The 24,067-nt window shown below is 68.3% G+C and carries 25 protein-coding genes; 17 read left to right on the top strand and 8 right to left on the bottom strand.

Annotated elements, in window-relative coordinates:
• Positions 1–53: 53 nt before the first annotated feature.
• The 3 genes from A8G18_RS02095 (at position 54) to A8G18_RS02085 (ending at position 3,275) form a co-directional block, all read left to right on the top strand.
• Positions 54–848 carry a TIGR03084 family metal-binding protein gene (locus tag A8G18_RS02095; RefSeq protein WP_064062562.1) on the top strand — a complete coding sequence of 265 codons (795 nt, stop codon included), beginning with the start codon at positions 54–56 and terminating at the stop codon, positions 846–848.
• Between the two features lie 54 nt (positions 849–902).
• Positions 903–2,051, top strand: a complete 1,149-nt coding sequence (locus tag A8G18_RS02090; protein WP_064062561.1) for an acyl-CoA dehydrogenase family protein — start codon at positions 903–905, stop codon at positions 2,049–2,051.
• A gap of 63 nt (positions 2,052–2,114) precedes the next feature.
• Positions 2,115–3,275, top strand: coding sequence for an acyl-CoA dehydrogenase family protein (locus A8G18_RS02085; protein WP_064062560.1), 1,161 nt, complete (start codon positions 2,115–2,117; stop codon positions 3,273–3,275).
• Here A8G18_RS02085 and A8G18_RS02080 read toward each other — a convergent pair.
• On the bottom strand, positions 3,272–3,847 hold the full coding sequence (locus A8G18_RS02080; RefSeq protein ID WP_016932153.1) for a TetR/AcrR family transcriptional regulator: 576 nt from the start codon (positions 3,845–3,847) through the stop codon (positions 3,272–3,274). The genes A8G18_RS02085 and A8G18_RS02080 overlap by 4 nt on opposite strands.
• 134 nt (positions 3,848–3,981) lie before the next feature.
• On the opposite strand from A8G18_RS02080, the gene A8G18_RS02075 reads away from it, so the two are divergent.
• The 7 genes from A8G18_RS02075 to tuf all read left to right on the top strand — a co-directional run bounded on the left by A8G18_RS02075 (position 3,982) and on the right by tuf (position 10,342).
• The gene (locus A8G18_RS02075; protein ID WP_064062559.1) at positions 3,982–4,542 is read left to right on the top strand and encodes a TetR/AcrR family transcriptional regulator; all 561 of its coding nucleotides are present in this window, start codon (positions 3,982–3,984) and stop codon (positions 4,540–4,542) included.
• 10 nt (positions 4,543–4,552) lie between these two features.
• On the top strand, positions 4,553–5,104 hold the full coding sequence (locus A8G18_RS02070) for a DUF3558 domain-containing protein (protein ID WP_371053381.1): 552 nt from the start codon (positions 4,553–4,555) through the stop codon (positions 5,102–5,104).
• On the top strand, positions 5,104–5,643 hold the full coding sequence (locus A8G18_RS02065; RefSeq protein WP_026002843.1) for a DUF3558 domain-containing protein: 540 nt from the start codon (positions 5,104–5,106) through the stop codon (positions 5,641–5,643). Before A8G18_RS02070 ends, A8G18_RS02065 begins: the two co-directional genes overlap by 1 nt.
• A gap of 323 nt (positions 5,644–5,966) precedes the next feature.
• Positions 5,967–6,341: a 30S ribosomal protein S12 gene (gene rpsL, locus A8G18_RS02060; RefSeq protein ID WP_006552258.1), complete on the top strand. Its 375-nt coding sequence runs from the start codon at positions 5,967–5,969 to the stop codon at positions 6,339–6,341.
• Positions 6,341–6,811 carry a 30S ribosomal protein S7 gene (gene rpsG, locus A8G18_RS02055; RefSeq protein WP_006552257.1) on the top strand — a complete coding sequence of 157 codons (471 nt, stop codon included), beginning with the start codon at positions 6,341–6,343 and terminating at the stop codon, positions 6,809–6,811. Before rpsL ends, rpsG begins: the two co-directional genes overlap by 1 nt.
• Positions 6,812–6,956: 145 nt before the next feature.
• Positions 6,957–9,059, top strand: coding sequence for an elongation factor G (fusA, locus tag A8G18_RS02050; RefSeq protein WP_016932149.1), 2,103 nt, complete (start codon positions 6,957–6,959; stop codon positions 9,057–9,059).
• Between the two features lie 92 nt (positions 9,060–9,151).
• The gene (gene tuf, locus A8G18_RS02045; protein WP_064062558.1) at positions 9,152–10,342 is read left to right on the top strand and encodes an elongation factor Tu; all 1,191 of its coding nucleotides are present in this window, start codon (positions 9,152–9,154) and stop codon (positions 10,340–10,342) included.
• Between the two features lie 275 nt (positions 10,343–10,617).
• Here the strand turns inward: tuf and A8G18_RS02040 are convergent, their stop codons facing one another.
• Entirely contained in the window at positions 10,618–11,166 is a 549-nt protein-coding gene (locus A8G18_RS02040) for a TetR/AcrR family transcriptional regulator (protein WP_172506119.1), read from the bottom strand.
• Positions 11,167–11,295: 129 nt separating this feature from the next.
• Here A8G18_RS02040 and A8G18_RS02035 point away from each other — a divergent pair, with 129 nt between their 5' ends.
• Entirely contained in the window at positions 11,296–12,471 is a 1,176-nt protein-coding gene (locus A8G18_RS02035) for an oxygenase MpaB family protein (protein ID WP_064062556.1), read from the top strand.
• A gap of 21 nt (positions 12,472–12,492) precedes the next feature.
• Here A8G18_RS02035 and A8G18_RS02030 read toward each other — a convergent pair whose 3' ends face one another.
• From A8G18_RS02030 to A8G18_RS02010, 5 genes are read right to left on the bottom strand one after another with little or no spacing between them, the layout of a single operon-like run.
• Positions 12,493–13,056, bottom strand: coding sequence for a hypothetical protein (locus tag A8G18_RS02030; protein WP_064062555.1), 564 nt, complete (start codon positions 13,054–13,056; stop codon positions 12,493–12,495).
• Positions 13,053–14,081 carry an Asp23/Gls24 family envelope stress response protein gene (locus tag A8G18_RS02025; RefSeq protein WP_064062554.1) on the bottom strand — a complete coding sequence of 343 codons (1,029 nt, stop codon included), beginning with the start codon at positions 14,079–14,081 and terminating at the stop codon, positions 13,053–13,055. Before A8G18_RS02025 ends, A8G18_RS02030 begins: the two co-directional genes overlap by 4 nt.
• Positions 14,074–14,268, bottom strand: coding sequence for a hypothetical protein (locus A8G18_RS02020; RefSeq protein ID WP_006552248.1), 195 nt, complete (start codon positions 14,266–14,268; stop codon positions 14,074–14,076). Before A8G18_RS02020 ends, A8G18_RS02025 begins: the two co-directional genes overlap by 8 nt.
• Positions 14,265–14,576 carry an Asp23/Gls24 family envelope stress response protein gene (locus tag A8G18_RS02015; protein WP_064062553.1) on the bottom strand — a complete coding sequence of 104 codons (312 nt, stop codon included), beginning with the start codon at positions 14,574–14,576 and terminating at the stop codon, positions 14,265–14,267. Before A8G18_RS02015 ends, A8G18_RS02020 begins: the two co-directional genes overlap by 4 nt.
• Entirely contained in the window at positions 14,573–15,034 is a 462-nt protein-coding gene (locus A8G18_RS02010) for an Asp23/Gls24 family envelope stress response protein (protein WP_026002842.1), read from the bottom strand. Before A8G18_RS02010 ends, A8G18_RS02015 begins: the two co-directional genes overlap by 4 nt.
• Positions 15,035–15,232: 198 nt before the next feature.
• Here A8G18_RS02010 and A8G18_RS02005 point away from each other — a divergent pair, with 198 nt between their 5' ends.
• The 3 genes from A8G18_RS02005 (at position 15,233) to A8G18_RS01995 (ending at position 18,720) form a co-directional block, all read left to right on the top strand.
• Positions 15,233–16,438, top strand: coding sequence for an NAD(P)/FAD-dependent oxidoreductase (locus tag A8G18_RS02005; RefSeq protein WP_064062552.1), 1,206 nt, complete (start codon positions 15,233–15,235; stop codon positions 16,436–16,438).
• Positions 16,439–16,507: 69 nt separating this feature from the next.
• Positions 16,508–17,311 carry a glutamate racemase gene (locus A8G18_RS02000; RefSeq protein WP_064062551.1) on the top strand — a complete coding sequence of 268 codons (804 nt, stop codon included), beginning with the start codon at positions 16,508–16,510 and terminating at the stop codon, positions 17,309–17,311.
• A 131-nt stretch (positions 17,312–17,442) separates the two neighbouring features.
• The gene (locus A8G18_RS01995) at positions 17,443–18,720 is read left to right on the top strand and encodes an MFS transporter (RefSeq protein WP_064062550.1); all 1,278 of its coding nucleotides are present in this window, start codon (positions 17,443–17,445) and stop codon (positions 18,718–18,720) included.
• A gap of 10 nt (positions 18,721–18,730) precedes the next feature.
• Here A8G18_RS01995 and A8G18_RS01990 read toward each other — a convergent pair whose 3' ends face one another.
• The gene (locus A8G18_RS01990) at positions 18,731–19,786 is read right to left on the bottom strand and encodes a ferredoxin--NADP reductase (protein ID WP_064062549.1); all 1,056 of its coding nucleotides are present in this window, start codon (positions 19,784–19,786) and stop codon (positions 18,731–18,733) included.
• Positions 19,787–20,084: 298 nt separating this feature from the next.
• Here A8G18_RS01990 and mdo point away from each other — a divergent pair, with 298 nt between their 5' ends.
• From mdo to madC, 3 genes are all read left to right on the top strand, one after another.
• Positions 20,085–21,356, top strand: coding sequence for an NDMA-dependent methanol dehydrogenase (mdo, locus tag A8G18_RS01985; protein ID WP_064062548.1), 1,272 nt, complete (start codon positions 20,085–20,087; stop codon positions 21,354–21,356).
• Positions 21,357–21,435: 79 nt separating this feature from the next.
• A complete protein-coding gene (locus A8G18_RS01980) occupies positions 21,436–22,509 on the top strand; it encodes a MadB family AAA-type ATPase (RefSeq protein ID WP_064062547.1) in 1,074 nt (357 codons plus the stop codon).
• Positions 22,510–22,516: 7 nt separating this feature from the next.
• Positions 22,517–24,058 (top strand): MadC family VWA domain-containing protein, encoded by a 1,542-nt coding sequence (madC, locus tag A8G18_RS01975; protein WP_064062768.1) that lies wholly within the window; start codon positions 22,517–22,519, stop codon positions 24,056–24,058.
• Positions 24,059–24,067 lie beyond the last annotated feature (9 nt).

Below are 24,067 nucleotides of genomic sequence, written 5' to 3'. Positions count from 1 at the left end.
CAAAACAATCACAAGTGCTTGATTTCAGAGGGGCGACGTGTGACGCTTGCCTCATGTCCGATCTGCACACGGTCCTCGACGATCTGCGCGCGGAGGGCGACGATCTCGACGCGCTCGTCGCGACTCTGCCCGAGGAGAGCTGGACACTGCCCACGCCCGCGGCCGGGTGGACCATCGCCCACCAGATCGGCCATCTGCTGTGGACCGACCGGGCGGCGCTCACCGCCGTCCGCGACCCGGACGCCTTCGTGAAGACGGTCGAAGCGGCGTTCGGCGACCCGCTGGGGTTCGTCGACGTGGGTGCCGAGGAGCAGGCGGGCAGGCCGTCCGCGGAGTTGCTCGCCGACTGGCGCGACACTCGCCGCGAACTCGGGGACGCCCTCGCCGGGGTGCCGCGCGGAACGAAGATCCTGTGGTTCGGCCCGCCGATGTCGCCTGCCTCGATGGCGACGGCGCGACTGATGGAGACCTGGGCGCACGGGGGAGACGTCGCGGACACCCTCGGCGTCACACGCGCTCCCACCGCGCGTCTGAAGAACATCGCGCACCTGGGTGTGCGGACGCGCGATTTCGCGTACGTCATCCGCGACCGGACGCCTCCGACCGAGCCGTTCCGCGTGGTACTCACCAGCCCGGACGGTGGGAGCTGGGAATGGGGACCGGATGATGCGACGCAGTCGGTCACCGGCCCGGCCCTCGACTTCTGCCTGCTCGTCACCCAACGCGTCCACCGCGACGACACCGCTCTCGTCGCCGACGGCCCGGACGCCGAGGAGTGGCTCGGTCTCGCACAGGCCTTCGCCGGCGCCCCCGGCCCCGGGCGCGCACCCACCTCGTCGACCTCCTGAGGTCGATCCCGACTGCCGGAACACCCTCGGAGACAACGTGAGTTCGGAGACACCGTGAACATGTGGACCACCCCCGAGCGTCTCGCCCTGCGCGAAACCGTCACCGGTTTCGTGAAGCGCGAGATCCTGCCCCACCTCGACGACTGGGAGCGCGCCGGCGAACTGCCCCGCGAACTGCACGCCGAGGCCGCGAAGATCGGCCTGCTCGGTGCCGGCTTCCCCGAGGAGGTCGGCGGTTCCGGCGGCGACGGCGCCGACACGCTGACCGTCTGCGAGGCATTCCACGAAGCGGGCGCGTCGGGTGGTGCGTTCGCGTCGCTGTTCACGTGCGGTATCGCGCTACCGCACCTCATCGCGGCGGGCGACCACGAGCAGATCGACAGGTGGGTACGACCCACCCTCGCAGGCGAACTCGTCGGGTCCCTCGCGATCACCGAACCGGGCGGCGGTTCGGATGTCGGCCATCTGACGACCACCGCGGTGCGCGACGGTGACCACTACGTCGTCAACGGGGCCAAGACCTACATCACCTCCGGGTGCCGCGCCGATTTCGTGGTCACCGCGGTCCGTACCGGCGGGCCCGGGGCCGGGGGAGTCTCGCTCCTCGTGATCGAGAAGGGCACACCGGGTTTCACCGTCTCGCGCAAGCTCGACAAGATGGGCTGGCGTGCCTCGGACACCGCCGAGTTGTCGTTCGCCGACGTCCGCGTCCCGGCCGCCAACCTCGTCGGCACGGAGAACACCGGATTCTGGCAGATCGCACAGGGTTTCGTCTCCGAGCGGATAGCTCTGGCCGCACAGGCCTATTCGGGTGCGCAGCGGTGCCTGGACCTGACGATCGAGTGGTGCCGCGACCGCGAAACCTTCGGCCGGCCGCTGATCACCCGACAGGCCGTGCAGCGCACGCTGTCCGACATGGCGCGTCGCATCGACGTCGCGCGTGTCTACACCCGGCACGTCACCGAACGGGCCGTGGCCGGTGAGACCGACCTGATCGCCGAGGTGTGCTTCGCCAAGAACACCTCGGTCGAGGCCGGCGAATGGGTCGCCCACCAGGCCGTGCAGCTCTTCGGCGGCCTCGGGTACATGGCCGAATCCGAGGTCGAACGGCAGTACCGGGACATGCGCATCCTCGGCATCGGTGGCGGCACCACCGAGATCCTCACCGAACTCGCCGCCAAGCGGCTGGGTTACGGCGCCTGACCCACCTGTTCCCTCACGCGACCGACCACGGCGCGTGTCCCGACACGACCGGAAGGCATTCCCTTGAGCATCATCGAGACCGACGAGCAGAAGGAACTGCGCGCTGCGGTAGCGGCTCTGGCCGCACGCTACAACTACGTGGACTACGTGCTCCCCAAGTCGCGCGCCCACGAGCCGCTCACCGAATTGTGGGCCGAGGCATCCAAGCTCGGCTTCCTCGGTGTGAATCTTCCGGAGGAGTACGGAGGAGGCGGTGCCGGCATCTACGAGCTCGCGCTGGTGCAGGAGGAGTTGTCGGCCAAGGGGGCGGGACTGCTGCTCGTCGTGGTCTCGCCGGCCATCTGCGGCACCATCATCTCCAAGTACGGCACCGCCGCCCAGAAGCAGCAGTGGCTGCCCGGACTCGCCGACGGCTCACGCATCATGGCGTTCGGTATCACCGAGGCCGACGCCGGATCCAACTCGCACAACATCACCACGGTCGCGCGTCGCGACGGTGACGACTGGATCCTCTCCGGCAGCAAGGTGTACATCTCCGGGGTCGACCAGGCCGACGCCGTGCTCGTGGTGTCCCGTACAGAGGACGCGAAGACCGGAAAGCTCCGCCCGGCCCTGTTCATCGTGCCTACCGACGCCGCGGGCCTCACGAGGACACCGATGGAGATGGACATCCTCGAGCCGGACTACCAGTTCTCCCTCTTCCTCGACGATGTGCGGCTTCCCGCCGACGCGCTCGTCGGTGAACCCGAGGCCGCGCTCATGCAGCTGTTCTCCGGCCTGAATCCCGAGCGGATCATGGGTGCGGCGATGGCGGTGGGCATGGGGCGGTACGCCCTCGACGCCGCGGTGCGCTATGCCAACGACCGCACCGTCTGGAAGCAACCCATCGGCGCGCACCAGGGCATCGCCCACCCCTTGGCGCAGCGCAAGATCGAGCTCGAACTCGCGAAGCTCATGATGCAGAAGGCCGCCGTCCTCTACGACAACGGCGACGATCTCGGGGCCGCGGAGGCCGCGAACATGGCCAAGTACGCCGCGGGGGAGGCCGCGATCGCCGCGCTGGATCAGGCGATCCAGACGCACGGTGGTGCCGGGCTGACCCGGGAGTACGGACTCGCGGCGATGCTCGGCGCCGCGCGCATCGCTCGCGTGGCGCCGGTCAGCCGGGAGATGATCCTCAACTTCGTGGCCCAGCACTCACTGGGTCTGCCGAAGTCGTACTAGACGGAATTCGAGGAGAAGAGGCGGTCTGCTTCGTCCGGTGGGAGCAGCGTCCGCAGCAGGTAGCCGAGCGACCACCGCAACGAGCTCACGTCCTGCAGGGGCACGGTCTGCTGGTAGCCGACGAGGGTGTACAGGGCCAACCGCGCGAACCGATCCGCCTCTTCCCTCGAACCGATGTACTGGGCCACCGCTTCGGCCACCACCGCGTAGCGCAGCTCGTCGACCTTGCTCTGCACCTCGTGGACTCCCGAATCGCTGTGCGACCAGCCGCGGAGGGCGGACTCGGCGGAGTGGGGCAGGCCGCACGCGAGGTCGATGAGCAACCGGAGCCGCCGGGGCAGGGAACCCTCGAGGCGCGCCGCCGCGGTGTGCTGGAGTGTCTGGCTGTCGAGCCAGTGCTGCAGGAACTCCGTCTTGAACTGCGCCCAGCTCTCGAAGTAGTTGTAGAACGAGCCGGTCGTCACTTCGAGATGACTGCACAAGCGTGCCTGCTTGAGTCCGGCATGGTCGTTGGTGGCCAGGATGGCCAGGGCGGCGTCGAAGTAGTCCTCGCGCCTGACGATGGTCGCCACGTGGTGCTCCCCCTTTCGCCCCGACCTGTTATACGAGTGTACGGATGATGAGCTTTGCGTACTGTTCCGGGGTCGCACGAATACCCGCTCGGCGAAAGATCATTCCTGACGGGACAGGCAGGTGAGGAGGCCCGATGAGGCGAGAACCGAAGCAGGACCGCAGCCGCGCCACGCGGCGGCGGTTGCTCGAAGCGACGATCGACTGCCTCGCCGAATCAGGTTGGGCCGCAACCACAGTGGGGGTGGTCGCGGAGCGGGCGGGGGTGTCGCGCGGGGCCACCCAGCACCACTTCCCGACCCGGGAGGATCTCATCACCGCGTCGCTCGAGTTCATGTTCGACAGCCGCATCGAACGGGTCCGCACGGAGCCGTTCGACGTACCCGCGGGCGTCGGGGGCAGGGCGGCCGCGGCGGCCGACCCGGCGTTGCGCGAGAGGCTCCTGCCGCTCGAGGAGAAGTTCGGACGCGTCTCGCACGCGGTGGCCGTCGAGCAACTCGCCGCCGACGACACCGACCCGGTGGTGCACCGGATGGTCCAGGCGACACTGGATCTCGCGCGCGGCCTCGGCCTGGCCGATGTGTTGACGGACGACTCGGCCCGCCGGCGTGAGATCGTCCGGCACTGGGCCGCGCAGCTCGACGAGGTGCTGCGGGAGTCCTCGAGTCGCCGCACGCGGGAGGGTCCGGCTCGGTAGTCTTCCCGCCATGCCTCTCCCGCGTATCGGAAGGACGGCGGCTGCCGTGGCGACGGCCGGTCTCATCGGTCTCGGTGTCGTCGCGTGCGGGGACTCCGGCGACGCCGGGCAGGCCGAGACCTCGCCGACCGCGTCCGTGACCGACCCCGGCCCGTTGTTCGACGAGTGCGGCGCGATGTCCGACGACGAGGTGGCCGCGGCCTTCGGTCTCGGAACGTTCGCGACGGTGACGCGCAACTCGGTGGGCTGCGAATGGGAGGTCTACGTCGGCGGTCCCAGTGTGAGCTTCTCCTGGTACCGGGGAAGTCCCATCGGACGCGAACGTGCCGGTTCCGATCTCATCGGCCGGCCCGCGGCCGACGTCGAGATCGGGGGACGGGCCGGATTCATGGGGTCGTACCAGAACGAGCTGGGACAGACCACGCTGTGCGAGATCGGCGTGGAGTTCGGTGGCGATTTCGTCCACTGGTCGGTGTCGTACTCGAACCTCACGCCCGTCGCCGACGCGTGTGTCGTCGCCCGCGATCTCGCGACCACGAGCGTGGAAAGGGTGCAGAAGTGATCGCGGGACGCACACGCCGGTGGGGCGCCGCGCTCACGGCGGCCCTCGCCACCGGTGCCCTGCTCACCGGGTGCACGCGCACCGTCGACGGGCGAGCCGTCCCGGAGGGGATCGGCGGCGGCGCGGGTGCCGAGTTCACGCGGCTGCTCACCGAGTGCGACGCGGTCGCCGACGAGAAGATCGCCGAAGCCGTGGGAGCGGATTACGTCCTGCGAGGATTCTTCGGCGCGATCTGCCGATGGGACGGTGAAGGACCCACCGGAGTCGTGAAGATCACCTTCAACTGGTTCGAGACCGGTTCCCTCGATCACGAACGCGCCGCCGGTGAAGGGCTCGGGTACGAGGTCGAGAACACGACCGTCGAAGGTCGTCGGGCCCTGCAGATGCGCCGGCCCGGCGATCCGCTGTCGTGCGGGGTCAGTTCGGGGGCGTCGACGACCGGCATCTTCGGCTGGTGGGTGCAGTACACCTCCGGAGGAGTGGACCCCTGCGAAGCTGCTGCTACGTTGGCTCGGCTCACACTGAACCTCAGCAGTTGACGGTGTGTGCGGATCCTCGGGAGGGTGTGCGCTCCTCGCTTTGACCTCATGCGCGCCCGCCGGGTATCGTTGTGGGTCGTGTCCGGCATGCCCGGGCCGGTCTGTGTGCCTATGCGAGGTAGTGCCGTGCGCGTGGTCTGTAGATATCTGCAGGAACGAGCCCCCGGCTGCCTGTGTGGGGGTACGCGACACACCCGACCTCGTGTGCACACGAGGGGCGAGTGAGGGGCAGCAGCTTTCTTGCCCCAACCGATGGATCCCTAATTTCAGAACAGCCGAGGTTGCTCGTGGGAGCAGCTTCAGACAACGAAGAAAGCCGGTTAATGCCAACCATCAATCAGCTGGTCCGTAAGGGCCGCCGCGACAAGGCCGCCAAGGTCAAGAGCGCGGCGCTCAAGGGCAGCCCCCAGCGTCGCGGCGTGTGCACTCGCGTGTACACCACCACCCCGAAGAAGCCGAACTCGGCTCTCCGGAAGGTCGCCCGTGTGCGTCTGACCTCCCAGGTCGAGGTCACCGCCTACATCCCCGGTGAGGGCCACAACCTCCAGGAGCACTCGATGGTGCTCGTGCGTGGCGGTCGTGTGAAGGACCTCCCGGGTGTGCGTTACAAGATCATCCGCGGCTCGCTCGACACCCAGGGTGTCAAGAACCGCAAGCAGGCCCGCAGCCGCTACGGAGCGAAGAAGGAGAAGGGCTGATGCCACGTAAGGGTCCCGCTCCCAAGCGTCCGCTGATCGCCGATCCGGTCTACGGATCGCCGCTGGTCACCCAGCTGGTCAACAAGATCCTGCTGGACGGCAAGAAGTCCACCGCCGAGCGCATCGTCTACCAGGCGCTCGAGCAGGCACGCGAGAAGACCGGCACCGATCCGGTCGTCACCCTCAAGCGCGCGCTCGACAACGTCAAGCCCGCCCTCGAGGTTCGCAGCCGTCGCGTCGGTGGCGCCACCTACCAGGTGCCGGTCGAGGTTCGTCCCGGTCGTTCCACCACCCTCGCGCTGCGCTGGCTGGTGACCTTCTCGCGTCAGCGTCGCGAGAAGACCATGGTCGAGCGGCTCGCCAACGAGCTCCTCGACGCGAGCAACGGCCTCGGCGCATCCGTGAAGCGCCGCGAGGACACGCACAAGATGGCTGAAGCCAACAAGGCGTTCGCGCACTACCGCTGGTGAGTCGACGCCGGCCGGGAGGCCCGTCATCACGGACCTCCCGGCCGGCTGCTCGCACAACTGTGTCGGTCCCGTAAAGGCCGGCTGACAACACAAGAACATGTGGTCCGCACCCAAGGACCGACACGAGCTACGAGCGGGGTTACCTGTGGCACAGGAAGTGCTGACCGACCTGAACAAGGTCCGCAACATCGGCATCATGGCGCACATCGATGCCGGCAAGACCACCACCACCGAGCGCATCCTCTTCTACACCGGTGTCAACTACAAGATCGGTGAGACCCACGACGGTGCCTCGACCACCGACTGGATGGAGCAGGAGAAGGAGCGGGGTATCACCATCACCTCCGCAGCCGTGACCTGCTTCTGGAACAAGAACCAGATCAACATCATCGACACCCCCGGCCACGTCGACTTCACGGTCGAGGTCGAGCGGTCGCTGCGCGTGCTCGACGGCGCGGTTGCCGTGTTCGACGGCAAGGAGGGTGTCGAGCCCCAGTCCGAGCAGGTCTGGCGGCAGGCGGCCAAGTACGACGTGCCGCGCATCTGCTTCGTCAACAAGATGGACAAGATGGGCGCGGACTTCTTCTTCACCGTGCAGACGATCATCGATCGTCTCGGTGCGAAGCCGCTCGTCCTGCAGATCCCGATCGGCGCCGAGGAGAACTTCGACGGTGTCGTCGACCTCGTCGAGATGAAGGCGCTCACCTGGCGCGGCACCACCGAGATCGGCACCGCGGCCACGGTCGAGGAGATCCCGGCGGAGCTCGCCGACAAGGCTGCCGAGTACCGCGAGAAGCTGCTCGAGACGGTCGCCGAGTCCGACGAAGAGCTCATGGAGAAGTACTTCGGTGGCGAAGAGCTGACCGTCGCCGAGATCAAGGGCGCGATCCGCAAGCTCACCATCGCTTCCGAGCTCTACCCGGTGCTGTGCGGCACCGCGTTCAAGAACAAGGGCATCCAGCCCATGCTCGACGCGGTCATCGACTACCTGCCGAACCCGCTCGACATCGGTGAGGTCATCGGCCACCAGGTCGGTAACGAAGAAGAAGAGTTGCGTCGTAAGCCCTCGAAGGACGAGCCGTTCTCCGCGCTCGCTTTCAAGATCGCCGCGCACCCCTTCTTCGGCAAGCTGACCTTCGTCCGCGTGTACTCCGGCCGGATCGACTCGGGCACCCAGGTGCTCAACTCGACCAAGGGCAAGAAGGAGCGCATCGGCAAGCTGTTCCAGATGCACGCCAACAAGGAGAACCCGGTCGACGAGGCCGTGGCCGGCCACATCTACGCGATGATCGGCCTGAAGGACACCACGACCGGCGACACCCTGTGCGCGCAGGACGCCCCGATCGTGCTCGAGTCCATGACCTTCCCGGACCCGGTCATCCAGGTCTCCATCGAGCCGAAGTCGAAGGCCGACCAGGAGAAGCTGTCGACGGCCATCCAGAAGCTCGCCGAAGAGGACCCGACCTTCTCCGTCGAACTCGACGACGAGACCGGCCAGACCGTCATCGGCGGCATGGGTGAGCTCCACCTCGACATCCTCGTCGACCGCATGCGTCGCGAGTTCAAGGTCGAGGCCAACGTCGGCAAGCCGCAGGTCGCGTACCGCGAGACGATCACCAAGCCGGTCGAGAAGCTCGAGTTCACGCACAAGAAGCAGACCGGTGGCTCGGGCCAGTTCGCAAAGGTCATCATCGGCCTCTCGCCGTTCGTCGGCGAGGACGGCGCGACCTACGAGTTCGAGAACAAGGTCACCGGCGGTCGCATCCCGCGCGAGTACATCCCGTCGGTCGACGCGGGTGCCCAGGACGCCATGCAGTACGGCGTGCTCGCCGGCTACCCGCTGGTGAACCTGAAGGTCACCCTCCTCGACGGTGCGTACCACGACGTCGACTCGTCCGAGATGGCGTTCAAGATCGCCGGCTCGCAGGCACTGAAGGAAGCGGCCCGCAAGGCCGCCCCGGTGATCCTCGAGCCCCTCATGGCCGTCGAGGTCACCACGCCCGAGGACTACATGGGTGAAGTGATCGGCGACCTGAACTCCCGCCGTGGCCAGATCCAGGCCATGGAGGAACGCAGTGGTGCCCGTGTCGTGAAGGCGCTGGTTCCGCTCTCGGAGATGTTCGGTTACATCGGCGACCTTCGGTCGAAGACCCAGGGCCGCGCGAACTTCTCCATGGTGTTCGATTCCTACGCAGAGGTTCCCTCGAACGTCTCGAAGGAAATCATCGCCAAGGCGACCGGAGAGTAGCCTTCGGGTTATCCCTCGGTCACCTGCACGACCAAGTAATACAAACCGCACTGCTGCATACTGCAAGCAACAACAGTCCAGGAGGACATCCAGTGGCGAAGGCGAAGTTCGAGCGGACCAAGCCGCACGTGAACATCGGCACCATCGGTCACGTCGACCACGGCAAGACCACCACCACGGCTGCGATCACCAAGGTGCTTGCCGACAAGTACCCCGACCTGAACGAGAGCTTCGCTTTCGATCAGATCGACAAGGCACCTGAGGAGAAGGCTCGTGGTATCACGATCAACATCTCCCACGTCGAGTACCAGACCGAGAAGCGCCACTACGCGCACGTCGACGCCCCGGGTCACGCGGACTACATCAAGAACATGATCACCGGTGCCGCCCAGATGGACGGTGCGATCCTGGTCGTGGCCGCCACCGACGGCCCGATGCCGCAGACGCGCGAGCACGTGCTGCTCGCCCGCCAGGTCGGCGTTCCCTACATCCTCGTCGCCCTGAACAAGGCCGACATGGTCGACGACGAGGAAATCCTCGAGCTCGTCGAGATGGAGGTGCGCGAGCTCCTCGCTTCGCAGGAGTTCGACGAGAACGCTCCGGTCGTCCCGATCTCCGCTCTCAAGGCTCTCGAGGGTGACGAGAAGTGGGTTCAGTCGATCGTCGACCTCATGCAGGCCGTCGACGACTCCATCCCGGACCCGGTCCGTGAGACCGACAAGCCGTTCCTCATGCCCGTCGAGGACGTCTTCACCATCACGGGTCGTGGCACCGTCGTCACCGGCCGTATCGAGCGTGGCGTGATCAACGTCAACGAAGAGGTCGAGATCGTCGGCATCCGCCCCGATTCGACCAAGACCACGGTCACCGGCATCGAGATGTTCCGCAAGCTGCTCGACCAGGGCCAGGCCGGCGACAACGTCGGTCTCCTCGTCCGCGGCATCAAGCGCGAGGACGTCGAGCGCGGCCAGGTCGTCGTCAAGCCGGGCACCACGACTCCCCACACGGAGTTCGAGGGCCAGGCCTACATCCTCAACAAGGAGGAGGGCGGCCGCCACACGCCGTTCTTCAACAACTACCGCCCGCAGTTCTACTTCCGTACCACGGACGTGACGGGCGTTGTGACCCTCCCCGAGGGCACCGAGATGGTCATGCCCGGTGACAACACCGAGATGTCCGTCAAGCTGATCCAGCCGGTCGCCATGGACGAGGGCCTCCGCTTCGCGATCCGCGAGGGTGGCCGCACCGTCGGCGCCGGTCGCGTCACGAAGATCATCAAGTGAGCTAGTTCTCGCTGACGCTCGAACGGCGTCCACCCTCCGGGGTGGGCGCCGTTCGGCGTTTCTGCTCCGGCGCGTGGCGCCGTTCGGCGTTTCCGGACCGGAGGCGATCCGCCGACGACCTTCTTCACCCCACGCACGCTGTCGCTTCGGACGCTGTGGCGGACGGTGCTTCGTCGGCGGTGTCGCTGCCACAGGCGGAGACGAGGACGAGGATCACGGCGGACGACACGATCGGTAGGCGGCGCACGGCGCTCTCCCGGTCGAGACGACGTGCGTCAGGCGCTCTCGATCGCGGCGAGGAGCATCCGCGCCGTCACCGCGACCATCCGGGTCCGATCGGATCTCCGAGGGCGTAGGAGCGCGATCCGTGAGCACAGGCTCGCCGTCGCTCCCATCACGATGAACACGAGATCGTCGAGTGCTGCGTCGTCGAGATCGGGTCGCAGTCGCGCCGGAATGATGCGTCCCAGCGGTCGCAGCGGACCTTCGACCTGGGCCCACGCGAGCCCGAACTCGATCTCCTCCGAGGTGTACGACACCCGGAGCACCGCGGCGTGTTTCTCGAACGCGGCGGTGAGGCTCTCCACGACGGTCACCATGGCCTCCTCCGGTTCCTGGTCCATCGCCCGCCCGATGGCGGTGGACAGCGAGGTGGTGATCGCGTGGACGGCGGTCATGCGGAGTTCGTCGAGCACGGCGTCGACGTCGGGGAAGTACCGGTAGACCGTCCCGATACTCACGTGGGCGTGCTCGGCGAGTGCCGTAGTGCTGATCCGCCCGGTGGGGCTGCGCTCGAGCAACTCGTACGCAGACGTGAGGAGCAACTTGCGGGTGTCGTGACTCCGCTGCTGTACAGGACGCCGTCGAGGTGCTGTGCCTGCGGTTCTGGTGCCGCGCGGGGAGCTCATGAAAAGTGAATAGTAAGTGAGGATTCCTCGTGTTTCCATGGATTCATGGAGCGACGCATCCCTCGTGATCTCGTCAACGCCGACCTTGCGGTGCGCCGATACGCCGATCTCGGCGAGCGCTGGCTCGACGGCATGTGGCAGGCGGACCCCCTGGCCGACGCGGTGGTGAACGACGACTTCGGCTCGACGTCCGCGACGGCCGCCGTGCGTGTCGCGCTCGCCGACGGCGTCGACGCGGTCCCCGGCGCACCCGAATCCCTGCGCGAGTTGTTCGCCTTCCTCGACGACGAACCCGCATGGGTCGACCACGACCGCATCGACAACGCCGCCGACGCGCTCGTGCGGCACACGCCGATCCTCGGCATGGTGCTCGGTGCCGCGTCGCTGCTGCGCGGTGCCGGAAACTTCATCGCCGGAAAGCCGCTCGCACTGACGGGTCGCTATGCGAGTCGGCCGGCCGTGCGGTCGGTCGAAGTCGGGGAGTGGTTACGGCACGTCCTCATTCGCGGTGGAATGCGCCGCGACGGAGGAGGATTCGCGTTCACGGTGCGGGTGCGCCTGATCCACGCCCACGTGCGCAAGGGCATCCTCGCGAGCGGAGTGTGGGACGAGGACGCCTGGGGAGTGCCGATCCCGCAGTCCTACATGGCGTTGACGATGGCCGAGTTCGGGCACATCGCGGTCGAAGCGATGCAGATCCTCGGGGTGCGCTTCACCGACCGCGAACTCGACGACATCTACCACCTGTGGCGATATGTCGGGCACGTGATCGGGATGGGCGAGGAACTGGGCCTGCGCACCGAACGCGACCACATCGCGGTCGAGGACCTGTACCGGCTCACCTCGCCCGGACCCAGCGACGAGGACCGGGAGTTCGTCACCGCACTGACCGAGCAGTATCTCGTCCCCGAGCTGGCGAACCTGCTTCCCGGCGCCGCATCGATCCGGACGCCGGTCGCCCGCACGGTGATGCACTCGCTGCAGCGGGTGTTCATCGGCGACGCCGACGCCGACGCCCTGCACATCCCCGACAGCCCGCTCAAGTACGTCCTCGGACGCGTCGGGCCGCTGCTCGCGCTCGCCAACCGCGTCGAGGAACTCCGCTACCCGGATCTCGAACGCACCACGCAGCGGGCCTACACGGTGCGCGACATGGCGATGGACCGGATGCGCGTGGACTACCGCGTCGAGCACGACCTCGTGGACGCGGCCCGAAGCTGAGCGGCCCCGGGCTGCAGGGAGTCAGTGGACGTCTACAGCCGGGTCGAGATGCACCAGGACCTGCGTCGCCACGTGCGCCCCACCGAGAGCCCGCGCGACCCGCTGGGCGGCATCCTCGGCGGCTTCCGTCAGTTCGGTGACGTCGATGGTCGGGTCGGCGTGGACCACCACCGAGAGCGTCGGCAGGTGGCGTTCGACGACCGCTCGCCCGCGCGCTGCCCGCACTCCGGGCAGGGCCGCGAGTTCGGCCGCCACCCCGTCGGCGACCGGGCCGAGTTCCACGCCGAGAGTGGCGTCGGTGACCTGGTCGTAGAGCTGCACGGTCGACGTGCGCCGTCGCGACAGGTTGACGGCGAGCAGCGCGATTCCGAGCACGAGACCACCCGCGAAGACCGACCACAGCGCCGGCGTCCACCACGACTGGTCCGGAACGTCGGTCACCCGGGGACGGTCGAGCCGCGAGAGCTGTTCGCGGGCGAGGGGAACCTGCCACACCCACGCCAGGGCGAACGCGCCGGCGCCCGCGAGGGCGAGTCCCGCCGCGAAGGTGACGAGCCGATTGGCCAGCACGGTACGGAGTTTCACCGCGCCACCTCCACGACGAGTTCGACGGGATCGGCGAGCGCCGCGAGGTTCGGGGCGACCGCGCCGCGCACGGATGCGGTGATCTCGGCGACCGGGGTCTCGTCCTCGATCGCGATACGAACCACGGCACGGCGACGATCGACGACGGTGCGGGCGGTGCGTACCCCGGTGAGGGCGGAGGCGTGCGCGCTGCACATGCGGGCGACGTCGGTGCGCCGCATCCACACCGTGGGTACCGCACCGGCGACCTGCAGCGGAACATGGGTGCGCCGTCGGGGTTTGAGGGCGACGACGATCAGGACGATCCCGAGGACGAGGCAGATACCGGCGACAGGGGCGAGCCAGGTGTGCCAGTGCAGGCGGCCGAACCATTCGAAGGAGTTGCGCAGCCACGGAGCACCGGCATACGTCCCGTTGACGATGAGCAGTTCCCGGGCGGCGACGAACGCCAGCGCGAGCGCCGCGATCGCGACGATCGCGGCGGCCGGTGCTGCCGCGGGCGACGCCAGCGGCGGCAGGGGAGCGACCATGGGGAGGTCGGGGTGCGGAGTGGTCCGCGCGGCGACGATGTCCGATTCCAGGTATTCGACGGGTGGTTGCGACTCGTCGGTCTCCCCGTCCTCGACGAGCGCCGTGGCGACGATGAGCACGTTGAGTTCGCTGACGCGCAGACCCGTCAGTTCGCGCAGCTGACGTTCGACCGCGTCGTGGACCCGGCGGGTGAGCATCGCCGCGTCGTACGGCCATTCGGCTGCGATGTAGAGATTCACCGCGACCGCCCTCGCGCCGGTGGTGACGTCCGCCCGGGGCAGATCGCGGCCGGTGAGACGGAGGATGCCACCCCCGCTGTGCCGCACCACTCCGGGGACGCCGAGCGCGGCGGCCGCGGCGATCCGTTCGATCGCGCGGTCCTTGACGACGAGGCTGCCGCGCTCGCCCGAAGGGACCGTCCCGGTCCCGGAAGCGGTATCCACGGGCACGGTGTCCGGTGATGTACCGAGATCGGGCGTGCTGGGGTCAGCCACGGCCCCGGCTCCTCAGCAGGGCGCCGAGGTCGAGGTGGCCGTCGCGGTGGGCGCCGATCGCGGCACCGAGCGCGCCGAGCAGCACGGCGAACAGCAGACCGCTGAACCCGCCGATGATCCCGGCGAGGGCGAGAAGCAGCCCGGCGAGGAGTCCTACGACGGTGTTGCTGACGGGGGTGTGGTTCACGATTGTGCTCCTTCTCGTTCACCGGCGTGGACGTCTTCGATCGTCACCTGGACGGGCACCGTCACCAGCGGGGACACCCGGACGCGGACGGTGTCGGCGACGGCCGGGAGATCGGCGGGGATCCGCACGACGATGTGCACCGCGCAGACCTGATCCGTGAGCCGCACACCCTCGACACGTCGCCCGGGGAGATAAGTCGCGACCTCCCCGAATGCGCCGCGGTGCAGGCCCACGACGCCGGGAACGGACAGCGCGGCGTCCGCGACCAGGTCGGCCGTGTGCGCCTGCGCTGCGGACCCCGGATTCACTGCACGCGGGGTTTGACATCGTCGGTGAGGGCTGCGGCCTCGTCGTGGAGCATGACGTCGAAGACCGTGATGTTGACCTCGGTGACCTCGAGGCCGGTCATGCGCTCGACGGCCGCGATGACGTTGTGCCGGATGGCGACGGCGAGTTCGTGCAGCGCCACGCCGTATTCGGCGACGATGCCGATGTCGATGGCGGCCTGGCGTTCGCCGACCTCGACGGCCACACCCTGCCCGTGGTTGATGCGCGCACCGGGGATGCGATCGCGCAACGCGCCCACCACGCGGGCGGTACCGGCGCCCACTTCGATCACGCCGCTGATCTCGCGGGTCGCGAGTCCCGCGATCTTGGCGACCACGGCGTCCGCGATGATGGTGCGGCCCTGCGGGTCGACGGGGCCGGAGAAGGTTCCGGCACCGAACTGTAGGCGGCTGATACCTGCGCCGCTGTCGCTGGTCATGAGGGCTCCCAAGTAGGTGTACCGGTCGTGTTCCGTGCTCGATCCCATTGTCCTCACGGTGCCTCGAACTCTAGTGGCCGACGTAGGTCTGTCGCGCGTCGTCGGGGTTTGGTAAGAACGTGGGACGCACAGGTGGTACACATCACTACCGGACGACACGGGTACTCGTGTCACAGACGATTCGAAGGATGGCCGAAGGTGTCGAACGAGCGGGAGACCGAGGGTACGCCGGAGCGCGTCGTCGTCGTAGGCGCGGGTCTGGCGGCGGTCCGTACCGCCGAGGAACTGCGGCGTGCCGGGTACGAGGGCGACGTCGTGCTCGTCGGCGACGAGACGCACCTGCCCTACGACCGCCCGCCGCTGTCGAAGGAGGTCCTGCGCGGCGATCGCGACGACACGACCCTCCGTCCGAGCGAGTTCTTCGACGAGAACCGCATCGAGCTGCAGCTCGGTGCCGCCGCCCGGTCGGTCGACACCGCGGCGCGCATCCTCACGCTCACCGACGGAACCCAACTCGGATACGACGAACTGGTCGTCGCCACGGGCCTGCGGCCCCGCCGTATCCCCGGTCTCCCGGATCTCTCCGGAGTCCACGTCCTGCGTTCGCTCGAGGACAGCCGAGCACTGCGCGAGGCGATCGTTCCGGGTGCCCGCGCGCTGGTGGTCGGAGCCGGATTCATCGGGTGCGAGGTCGCGGCGAGCCTGCGGGCGCGCGGAGTGGAGGTCGTACTGGTCGAGCCGCAGCCCACCCCGCTCGCGTCGGTGCTCGGCACCGAGGTCGGCGCTCTCGTCACCCGGCTGCACACCGCCGAGGGAGTCGACGTGCGGGCCGGGGTCGGCCTGTCGGAGATCCGCGGCGACGAGCGCGTCACCTCCGCGGTCCTCGGCGACGGCAGCGAGATCGACGTCGATCTCGTGGTGCTCGGCATCGGGTCGATCCCGGCCACCGAGTGGCTCGAAGGATCGGGTGTCGAGGTCGACAACGGGGTCGTGTGCGACGGCACGGGCCGCACTTCCACCCCGCACGTGTGGGCTGTCGGCGACGTCGCGTCGTGGCAGGTGCCGGCCGGTGGGCGCAGGCGCATCGAGCACTGGACGAATGCCGGTGAGCAGGCGTCCGTCCTCGCGAAGACGCTCATGGGCCTGGAATCCGGGGCCGCGGCACAGGTGCCCTACTTCTGGAGCGACCAGTACGACATCAAGATCCAGGGCCTCGGGGCGGTCACGGCCGGCGACACGGTGCATGTCGTGCGCGACGACGGGCGCAAGTTCCTCGCGTATTACGAGCGCGACGGCAGACTCGTCGGTGCCGTGGGCGGTGGACTGCCCGCGCTGGTCATGAAGTCGCGCGCGAAGATCGCCGCGGGCACCCCGATCGACGAGCTGCTCGCAGCCGCCGCATAGGGGAGTGGGCCTGCGGGTCGCTCCTGGCCGCCGTCGGGCCGGGCGGGCGCGACCCGCTAGATTCGTAGGGTGATCGTTGCGCTCATCGACTCGGGTCTGGGGCTGTTGCCGACGTCCGCGTGGCTGCGACGGTTGCGTCCCGACCTCGACCTCATGTTGTCGACGGATCCCGAAGGCGCTCCGTGGGGGCCGAAGTCGTCCGACTGGGTGATCGACCGGGTCGTCACCACCGCCCGCCGCGCCGTCGATCGCGGCGCCGAGGTCGTCGTGCTCCCGTGCAACACCGCCTCGGTGACCGCTCTCGAACACGTGCGGGCCGATCTGGGTCCGTCGGTGCCCGTGGTGGGCACGGTCCCCGCGGTCAAGCCGGCGGCCGCGGCGTGCGATTCGGTGGCGATCTGGGCGACCGCCGCGACCACGGCGAGCAGGTACCAGGCGAATCTGATCGAGCAGTTCGCGAACGGAGCCGAGGTCGTCGGCGTGGCGTGCCATGGACTCGCCGACGCCATCGACGCAGGCGATCGGGTGGCGGTCGCCGCAGCGGTCGCGTCGGCGGCCGAACGCACCCCGCAGGACGTCCAGGGCGTGGTTCTCGGCTGCACCCACTATCCGTTGGTCGCCGACACCATCACCGCGCATCTCCCGGCCGGGGTGCGCCTGTTCGACAGCGCCGAGGCCGTCGCGCGGCAGACGCTGCGCCGGATCGATGCGCTCGGACGACCCGCCACCGGTTCGGGCCGTGTCGACGTGTTCCGCAGCGGTGTACCCGGCGAGCTGCCGCCGGCGGCGGCGGTCTTCGCCGCGGGGCGCGCCCTGCTCGCCGCTCCCGAGGACGTGCGGGACGAGGACGTCGAGGACGCCACCTCCCTCTGAGTCTCCGGTCAGGTGCCCGAGGAATACTTCGTCGAGCGAAGTATGTTGGTGAAGGGGTGTTCACCCGAGTCGCGCGGGGGCGCATCGTTCGACTTCCGCGCGGAACGCGCCGATCGTCGTCTGGAGGTTCGATGACTGCTCCCGTGCAGCCCCATGGCCGTATCCGTTCGTTCGGTTTCGCCGTGGTCGGCCTGGGAGCGTTCACCCTCACCGCGTCGTCGTCGGCACCGTCACCGCTGTATCCCGTCTACCAGCAGATGTGGGGATTCTCCGCCGCGATGCTGACGGTGGTGTTCGCGGTCTACGTGCTCGCGTTGCTCGCGGCCCTCGTGACGGTGGGATCGCTGTCCGACCACGTCGGACGCAGACCCGTCATCATGACGGCCCTGCTGCTGCTCGCGGTGAGCATGGTCGTGTTCATCGCTTCCCCGGGTGTGGGGTGGCTGCTGCTCGCGCGGATCCTGCAGGGTCTCGCGGTGGGCGCGGCGACGAGCGCGCTGGCCGCCGCCGTGATCGAGATGCAGCCGAACAGGCACATCGGTCCGCTGATCAACACCGCCGCGCCGTCGCTCGGACTCGCGCTCGGCGCGGCGGGAGCGGGCGTGCTCGTGCAGTTCGCACCGTTCCCCACGGTCCTGAGCTATGCGGTCGTCGGCGTTCTCGCCGTTGTACTGGCGATGGCGCTCGTCTTCGTGCCGGAGACGTCGCCGTCGGTGGGTTTCCCGTCGCGACTCGACGCTGTGCGGAGCCTGGTACCGAGCGCGTCGGTGCCCCGCGAGGTCCGGGGCCGTTATCTGCTCATCCTGCCCAGCCTGATGTCGGCGTGGGCACTCGGCGGGCTGTACATGTCGCTGGGGCCGTCGATCGTCGATTCGGTGTTCGGTATCGACAACCGCCTTGCCGCAGGTCTGGCGATCGGCACGCTGTTCACGGCGGGCACCGTTGCGGCAGTCACCACGGCTCGCCGCGACCCGCATCGCATCGTGGTCCTCGGGGCCGTGCTGCTCGCGACGGGACTGACCGCGGTGATCACCGCGCTCCTCACGGGACGGGTCGCGGTGTACTACGCGGGTACTGCCGTCGCCGGTGTGGGCTGGGGTTCGACCTTCGTCGCGGCCATGGGCGTGGTCGGCTCGCTCGGCCGACCTCACGAACGCGGCCGGATCTTCGCAACGACGTTCGTCGTCTGCTACTTCGCGTTCTCGGTGCCCGCGATGGCCGCCGGGGTGGCGGCCGGATCGTTCGGGCTGACGTCCACTGCCGTCGGCTACGGCGTGATCGTCGCCGTGCTGGCGCTCGTGGCCGGGATCGGCGTGCTCGTGCGCAAGCCGAAGCCCGACTCCAGCGGGATGCGGGAAGTGCCCGTGCCTGTCCGTTCGGCGGCGCCGGGCACTTCCGCGGGGGTGTGAGCCTGCCGGTTCAGAACTCGATCTTGAGGTGGTCGGTCACCGGCCGGGCCTGGCAACCCAGGATGTAGCCCGCCTCGATGTCCTCGGGATCGAGCACGTCGCAGTTCTCCATCTCGACCTTGCCCTCGAGCACGGTGCACGCACACGAGCCGCACTCGCCCTCCTGGCAGGAGTACGGCACGTCGAGACCTTTCGCGAGCATGATGTCGACGAGGGTCTGCTTGCGCGGCCACGACAGCTCGTGGACCACGCCGTCGAGTTCGACCTCGACGGTCGCGGCGTCGGCCGCCTCCTCGTCGCTGATCTCGACCGGTGCCTGGTCGGCGAAGGGATCGCCCGAGAGCGAATTGAAGACCTCGGCATGGACACGGGCGCGGGGCATGCCCACGGTGTTCAGTGCCTGGTGGACCGTGTCCATGAACGGCCCGGGACCACACATGAACGCCTCGTACGACTCGTAGGGCACCGCGAGCGCCGCGAGCTGGTCGGCCGTGGGCAGGCCCTGCACGGATTCGAGCCAGTGGACGACGGTCAGGCGCGTCGGGTACTTCTCCGCGAGCGCGCGCAGCTCCTCCGCGAAGATGACGGACTTCTCGTCGCGGTTGGCGTAGACGAGCACGACCTTGCCACTGCCCTGCGTGAGCGCGGACTTGAGGATCGAGATCACCGGTGTGATGCCGCTGCCGGCGCCGAAGAGCAGGAAGTCGTGATCGAGGGACTTCGGAGTGAAGACACCCGCGGGAGGGAGCACCTCGAGGGTCTGTCCGGCCGCGATGTTGTCGCACAGCCAATTGGAGCCGTAACCGTCGGAAGTGCGCTTGACGGTGACCTTGGGGGCGTCGTCGGTGTACGGCGAGCTCGCGAGCGAGTAGCAGCGGGCCACCGAGCCCGTCTGTTCGCTCGGGATGCGCAGGGTGAGGAACTGGCCGGGCTTGTAGGCGAATTTGTCGCGCAGCTCGTCCGGGACGGCGAACACGATCGACCGCGTATCGGCGGTCTCCTGGACGACGGCGGACACGGTGAGGATCACCGAGCGTGAGCCGTGGGGCACCTCGACAGTCGTCATGGGTGGTTCTCGTCCTCTCCTGCAAGATGGCCGCGCACGACCGAATCTAGAACGTGTTCTAATTCAGGTTACCAGCGCGTATGGGATGAGGAAAACGGTACCGGCACCGCTCGGGTGGGTGTGGCGCCCACCCGGTCAGCGGGAGGCGCCCTACCCGAACGGGTGGTGACCCCACGGCGACCGGACGGTTTCGGCCGCTGTGTCTTTCACCTCTCTCGCCTCTGGTCGATGGTGAATCACGGATGAGGTCCACATCACACTCCCGGTCCGGTACAACCCCTCTGCGAGGAGATACACCATGGCAATCGAGCTCAATCAGATCTGGGACTTCCCGATCAAGGAGTTCCACCCCTTTCCCCGCGCGCTGATGGGTGTCGGCGCCCACGACATCCTCGGCGTCGAGGCGAAGAACCTCGGTTTCGAGCGCACGCTGCTGATGACCACCGGCCTGCGTGGCTCCGGGATCATCGAGGAACTGATCGGCAAGATCGAGTACCAGGGTGTCGAGGTCGTCCTCTACGACAAGGTCGAGTCCAATCCCAAGGACTACAACGTCATGGAAGCCGCGGCGCTCTACCAGAAGGAGAAATGCGACTCGATCATCTCCGTCGGTGGTGGCTCGAGTCACGACGCCGCGAAGGGTGCGCGTGTCGTGATCGCCCACGACGGTCGCAACATCAACGAGTTCGAGGGCTTCGCGAAATCCACAAACAAGGAGAACCCGCCGCACATCGCCGTGTCGACCACCGCCGGCACCGGCTCCGAGACGTCCTGGGCCTACGTCATCACCGACACCTCCGACATGGACCACCCGCACAAGTGGGTCGGCTTCGACGAGGCCACGATCGTCACCCTCGCGATCGACGACCCGCTGCTCTACTACAGCTGCCCCCAGCACTTCACCGCGTACTGCGGCTTCGACGTCCTCGCCCACGGCTCCGAACCGTACGTCTCACGACTGGACTTCGCCCCGTCGCTCGGCAACGCCCTGTACTCGATCGAACTCGTCGCGAAGCACCTGCGCGAAGCGGTCTTCGAGCCGCGCAACCTCAAGGCCCGCGAAGGCATGATGAACGCCCAGTACATCGCCGCGCAGGCCTTCAACTCCGGCGGCCTCGGCATCGTGCACTCGATCTCGCACGCCACCTCGGCCTTCTTCGACAGCCACCACGGACTCAACAATGCGATCGCTCTGCCGCGGGTATGGGAGTACAACCTGCCCTCCCGGTACGAGCACTACGCCCGCATCGCAAGCGCGATGGGCGTGGACACCCGCAACATGACCACCGTGCAGGCCGCCGACGCCGCGGTCGACGCGGCGATCCGCCTCGCGAAGGACGTCGGTATCCCCGACAACTTCGGCCAGGTGCGAGTCGACTCGTACGAGAAGAACCGTATGAACACCGGCAAGTACGCCGGTCGCGGCGAGGTCATCACCGGGGACGAGAAGACCGTCCGGGCCATCTCCGAACATATCCAGGGCGACTGGTGCACCCCGGGCAACCCCCGCGAGGTCACGGTCGACTCGATGATCCCGGTGGTCGACCACTGCATCAACCGGTCCTACTGAGAACCCGTGCTCCCGGGGCGACCCCTGCGCCCCGGGAGCACCTGCTCCGCCGCGACCACGCCAGAGAAGGAGACTCCGGATGACCCCGTTCGCCTCGGGCGCCGAACTGAAGGATGCGCTACGCCGGCACGACTACATCGCCGACGACGAATTCGCGACCGTCGTGCACCTCGCCACCGCACTCGAGCGGCCCTTGTTGCTCGAAGGGCCCGCCGGGGTCGGCAAGACCGAACTGGCCAAGGCGCTCGCCGCGGTCGGTGGCCGGAAACTGGTGCGGTTGCAGTGCTACGAAGGGCTCGACGACAGCCGCGCTCTGTACGAGTGGGACTACGCCGGACAACTGCTGCACGTGCAGATGCTGCGCGACCGTATCGGTGAACTGCTCGCCGGCCACACCGACCTCGCGGATGCGTCGAACTTCCTCGCGCAGCAGGATTTCGGTCTGTACTCCGAGGCGTTCCTGTCGGTCCGCCCGCTGCTCGAGGCCGTGCTCTCCGAGGAGCCCGTGGTCCTGCTCGTCGACGAGGTGGACCGCACCGAGGAATCCATGGAAGCGCTGCTGCTCGAGGTGCTTGCCGAACGGCAGGTGACGATCCCCGAGGTCGGCACGTTCACCGCCCGGTCCACACCGTGGGTGATCCTGACCTCCAACGACACTCGCGAGTTGTCGCCGGCACTCAAGCGTCGCTGCCTGCACTACCACGTCGGCTACCCGACACCCGAACGGGAACGCGAGATCGTCACCGCGCGGGTGCCGGACGTACGACCGGGAACGGCCCACCGGATCGTCGACCTGTCCCGGACCCTGCGCGATCTGCCGCTGCGCAAGAGCCCGTCGATCTCGGAGGTCATCGACGCCGCGCGTGCGGCGACGGTGATGGGACATGACGCCGACGACCCGGATTCCCTGGGCGGCATGCGCGACGTGCTGTTGGCGACGCTGCTCAAGTACACCGGCGACGTCGACCTCGTGAAGGCCCGACTCGGCGATGGGGGAACCGGAACCGCTGCAGCAGAGCCGATGACGTCGGAACCGGTTCCGTCGAACGAACGGGTGACGGTCGCATCGCGCCCGGCGAACACCACGACCGCCGTCTTCCGGGGACGCGGTGGTGGCGGTCGCGACGCCGCGGGTAGCGGACTTCGGGGGTGACCCCGCGATGCACACATCCCGGGTGGGACGGGTGACCGCGCTCGACGAGCGTCGCCCCCGCTACGTGCTCGACGTGGTGGCGGCGGTGTTCGGCATGCTCCTGCGCCGCCACGGTGTCGCGGCGTCGCCGGCCGAGAGCATCGAAGTACGCCGGGTGCTCGACCTGGTTCCCGCCCGCGAAAGGGACGTACTGCGCGCGTGCCTGCGGGCGGTGTGCGCCAAGTATCCGCACGAGAGGGCCGGTTTCGAGCGCGCCTTCGACGAGTTGTTCGGTGCTGTCGACGCCGCGATCGCCGCGACCGGCGGCGGGCCTGCCCGGGCCCGGTTCGCGGAGTCGCTGCCGGCCGCGCTCGAGATCGGCGACGATCCGAGCATCGCGCGCTACGCCGAGTACAACGAACGCGCCGCCGAGGTCGGCGACCACTTCGACACCCCGGAGGCCCGCAAAGGGTTCAACCCGCACAAGGACGACGACGATGTGTCGATGACGTCCTCCGACGCCGACCTGTCGGTGGACACGGGCGCGGACTCGGGTCGTCGCGGCGTCACCTACACCGTCGACGTCGAGAACGCGGCGACCACGACCGTGGGCGATCTGTCCGGTGAACCGGGGGCCGCGGTCGTCGGATCGCTGTCCTGGGACGATCCGGCGACGATCCTCGCGTGGCTCGACGCCTACGACCCGCACCGCACGTACGGGGGAGAGGTTCTCGACGAACCCCTCTCCGAATCGCAACTCGCGCGCCTCGTCGACGCGGTCGAAGCGTTCGTCGCCTCGCTCGCTGCCGCGGTGCCGGGGATCGAAGGCGTCGAGGCACCCGAATCGCACGACACCGCCGGCATCGACCGTGCCGAAATCGAGCTGGCGTGCCATGAAGTGTTGCGCCGGATGCGCGGTCCCGTCCGTCCCCATCCGCGTGAGCGCACCCGCGGACGGCTCGACATGCGCAGGACCGCCCGGGCGGGGATGCGGACCGACGGGGTGCCGTTCAGGCTCGTCGTCCGTGCGCCCCGTCCCGACCGGGTGCGGCTGCTCGTCCTCGCGGACGTCTCGTTGTCGGTGCGCCCCGTCACCGCGTTCACGCTCCGGCTGGCCCAGGCGATGAACGGGCGGGCGCATCGGTGCCGGGTGGTCGCCTTCGTCGATCGTCCGGTGGACGTGACGAAACAGTTGCTCGCCGCCGACGGCGACGGTGCCTTGGCCGCCGTACTCGCCCATCCCGCAGTCGATCTCGAAGCGAGCAGCGACTACGGAAGGATGTTCGACGAACTGCTCACCGAGCACTCCGGATCGATCGACGGCCGGACGTCGGTGCTGGTGGTGGGGGACGGGCGCTGCAACGGCCTGCCTCCGCGCGTCGATCGGCTCGAGGAACTCCGTCGCCGGGTGCACCGTCTCGCGTGGATCACGCCGGAACCGGAGCGGTACTGGACGCAGGCGACCTGCGCGATGCCCGACTACGCCGAACTGTGCGACGAGGTGGTCGTCGCCCGTGACGGTGCGGAACTGCTCGCGAAGGCCGCCGAACTCGGCCACGCACTGCGGTGAGCGGCCGGG

Origin of the sequence: Rhodococcus gordoniae, assembly GCF_001646655.1 — a bacterium.
Lineage (GTDB): Bacteria > Actinomycetota > Actinomycetes > Mycobacteriales > Mycobacteriaceae > Rhodococcus > Rhodococcus gordoniae.
The sequence above is the reverse complement of the archived record's forward strand: the minus strand, read 5'-3'. Positions and strand labels throughout refer to the sequence as shown.

Coding starts and splice junctions, on each gene's coding strand:
- A8G18_RS02095 (WP_064062562.1), top strand. CDS start 54: ATGTCCGATCTGCACACGGTCCTCGACGATCTGCGCGCGGAGGGCGAC.
- A8G18_RS02075 (WP_064062559.1), top strand. CDS start 3,982: ATGAGGCGAGAACCGAAGCAGGACCGCAGCCGCGCCACGCGGCGGCGG.
- A8G18_RS02070 (WP_371053381.1), top strand. CDS start 4,553: ATGCCTCTCCCGCGTATCGGAAGGACGGCGGCTGCCGTGGCGACGGCC.
- rpsL (WP_006552258.1), top strand. CDS start 5,967: ATGCCAACCATCAATCAGCTGGTCCGTAAGGGCCGCCGCGACAAGGCC.
- rpsG (WP_006552257.1), top strand. CDS start 6,341: ATGCCACGTAAGGGTCCCGCTCCCAAGCGTCCGCTGATCGCCGATCCG.
- A8G18_RS02035 (WP_064062556.1), top strand. CDS start 11,296: ATGGAGCGACGCATCCCTCGTGATCTCGTCAACGCCGACCTTGCGGTG.
- A8G18_RS02010 (WP_026002842.1), bottom strand. CDS start 15,034: ATGACCAGCGACAGCGGCGCAGGTATCAGCCGCCTACAGTTCGGTGCC.
- A8G18_RS01995 (WP_064062550.1), top strand. CDS start 17,443: ATGACTGCTCCCGTGCAGCCCCATGGCCGTATCCGTTCGTTCGGTTTC.
- A8G18_RS01990 (WP_064062549.1), bottom strand. CDS start 19,786: ATGACGACTGTCGAGGTGCCCCACGGCTCACGCTCGGTGATCCTCACC.
- mdo (WP_064062548.1), top strand. CDS start 20,085: ATGGCAATCGAGCTCAATCAGATCTGGGACTTCCCGATCAAGGAGTTC.
- A8G18_RS01980 (WP_064062547.1), top strand. CDS start 21,436: ATGACCCCGTTCGCCTCGGGCGCCGAACTGAAGGATGCGCTACGCCGG.
- madC (WP_064062768.1), top strand. CDS start 22,517: ATGCACACATCCCGGGTGGGACGGGTGACCGCGCTCGACGAGCGTCGC.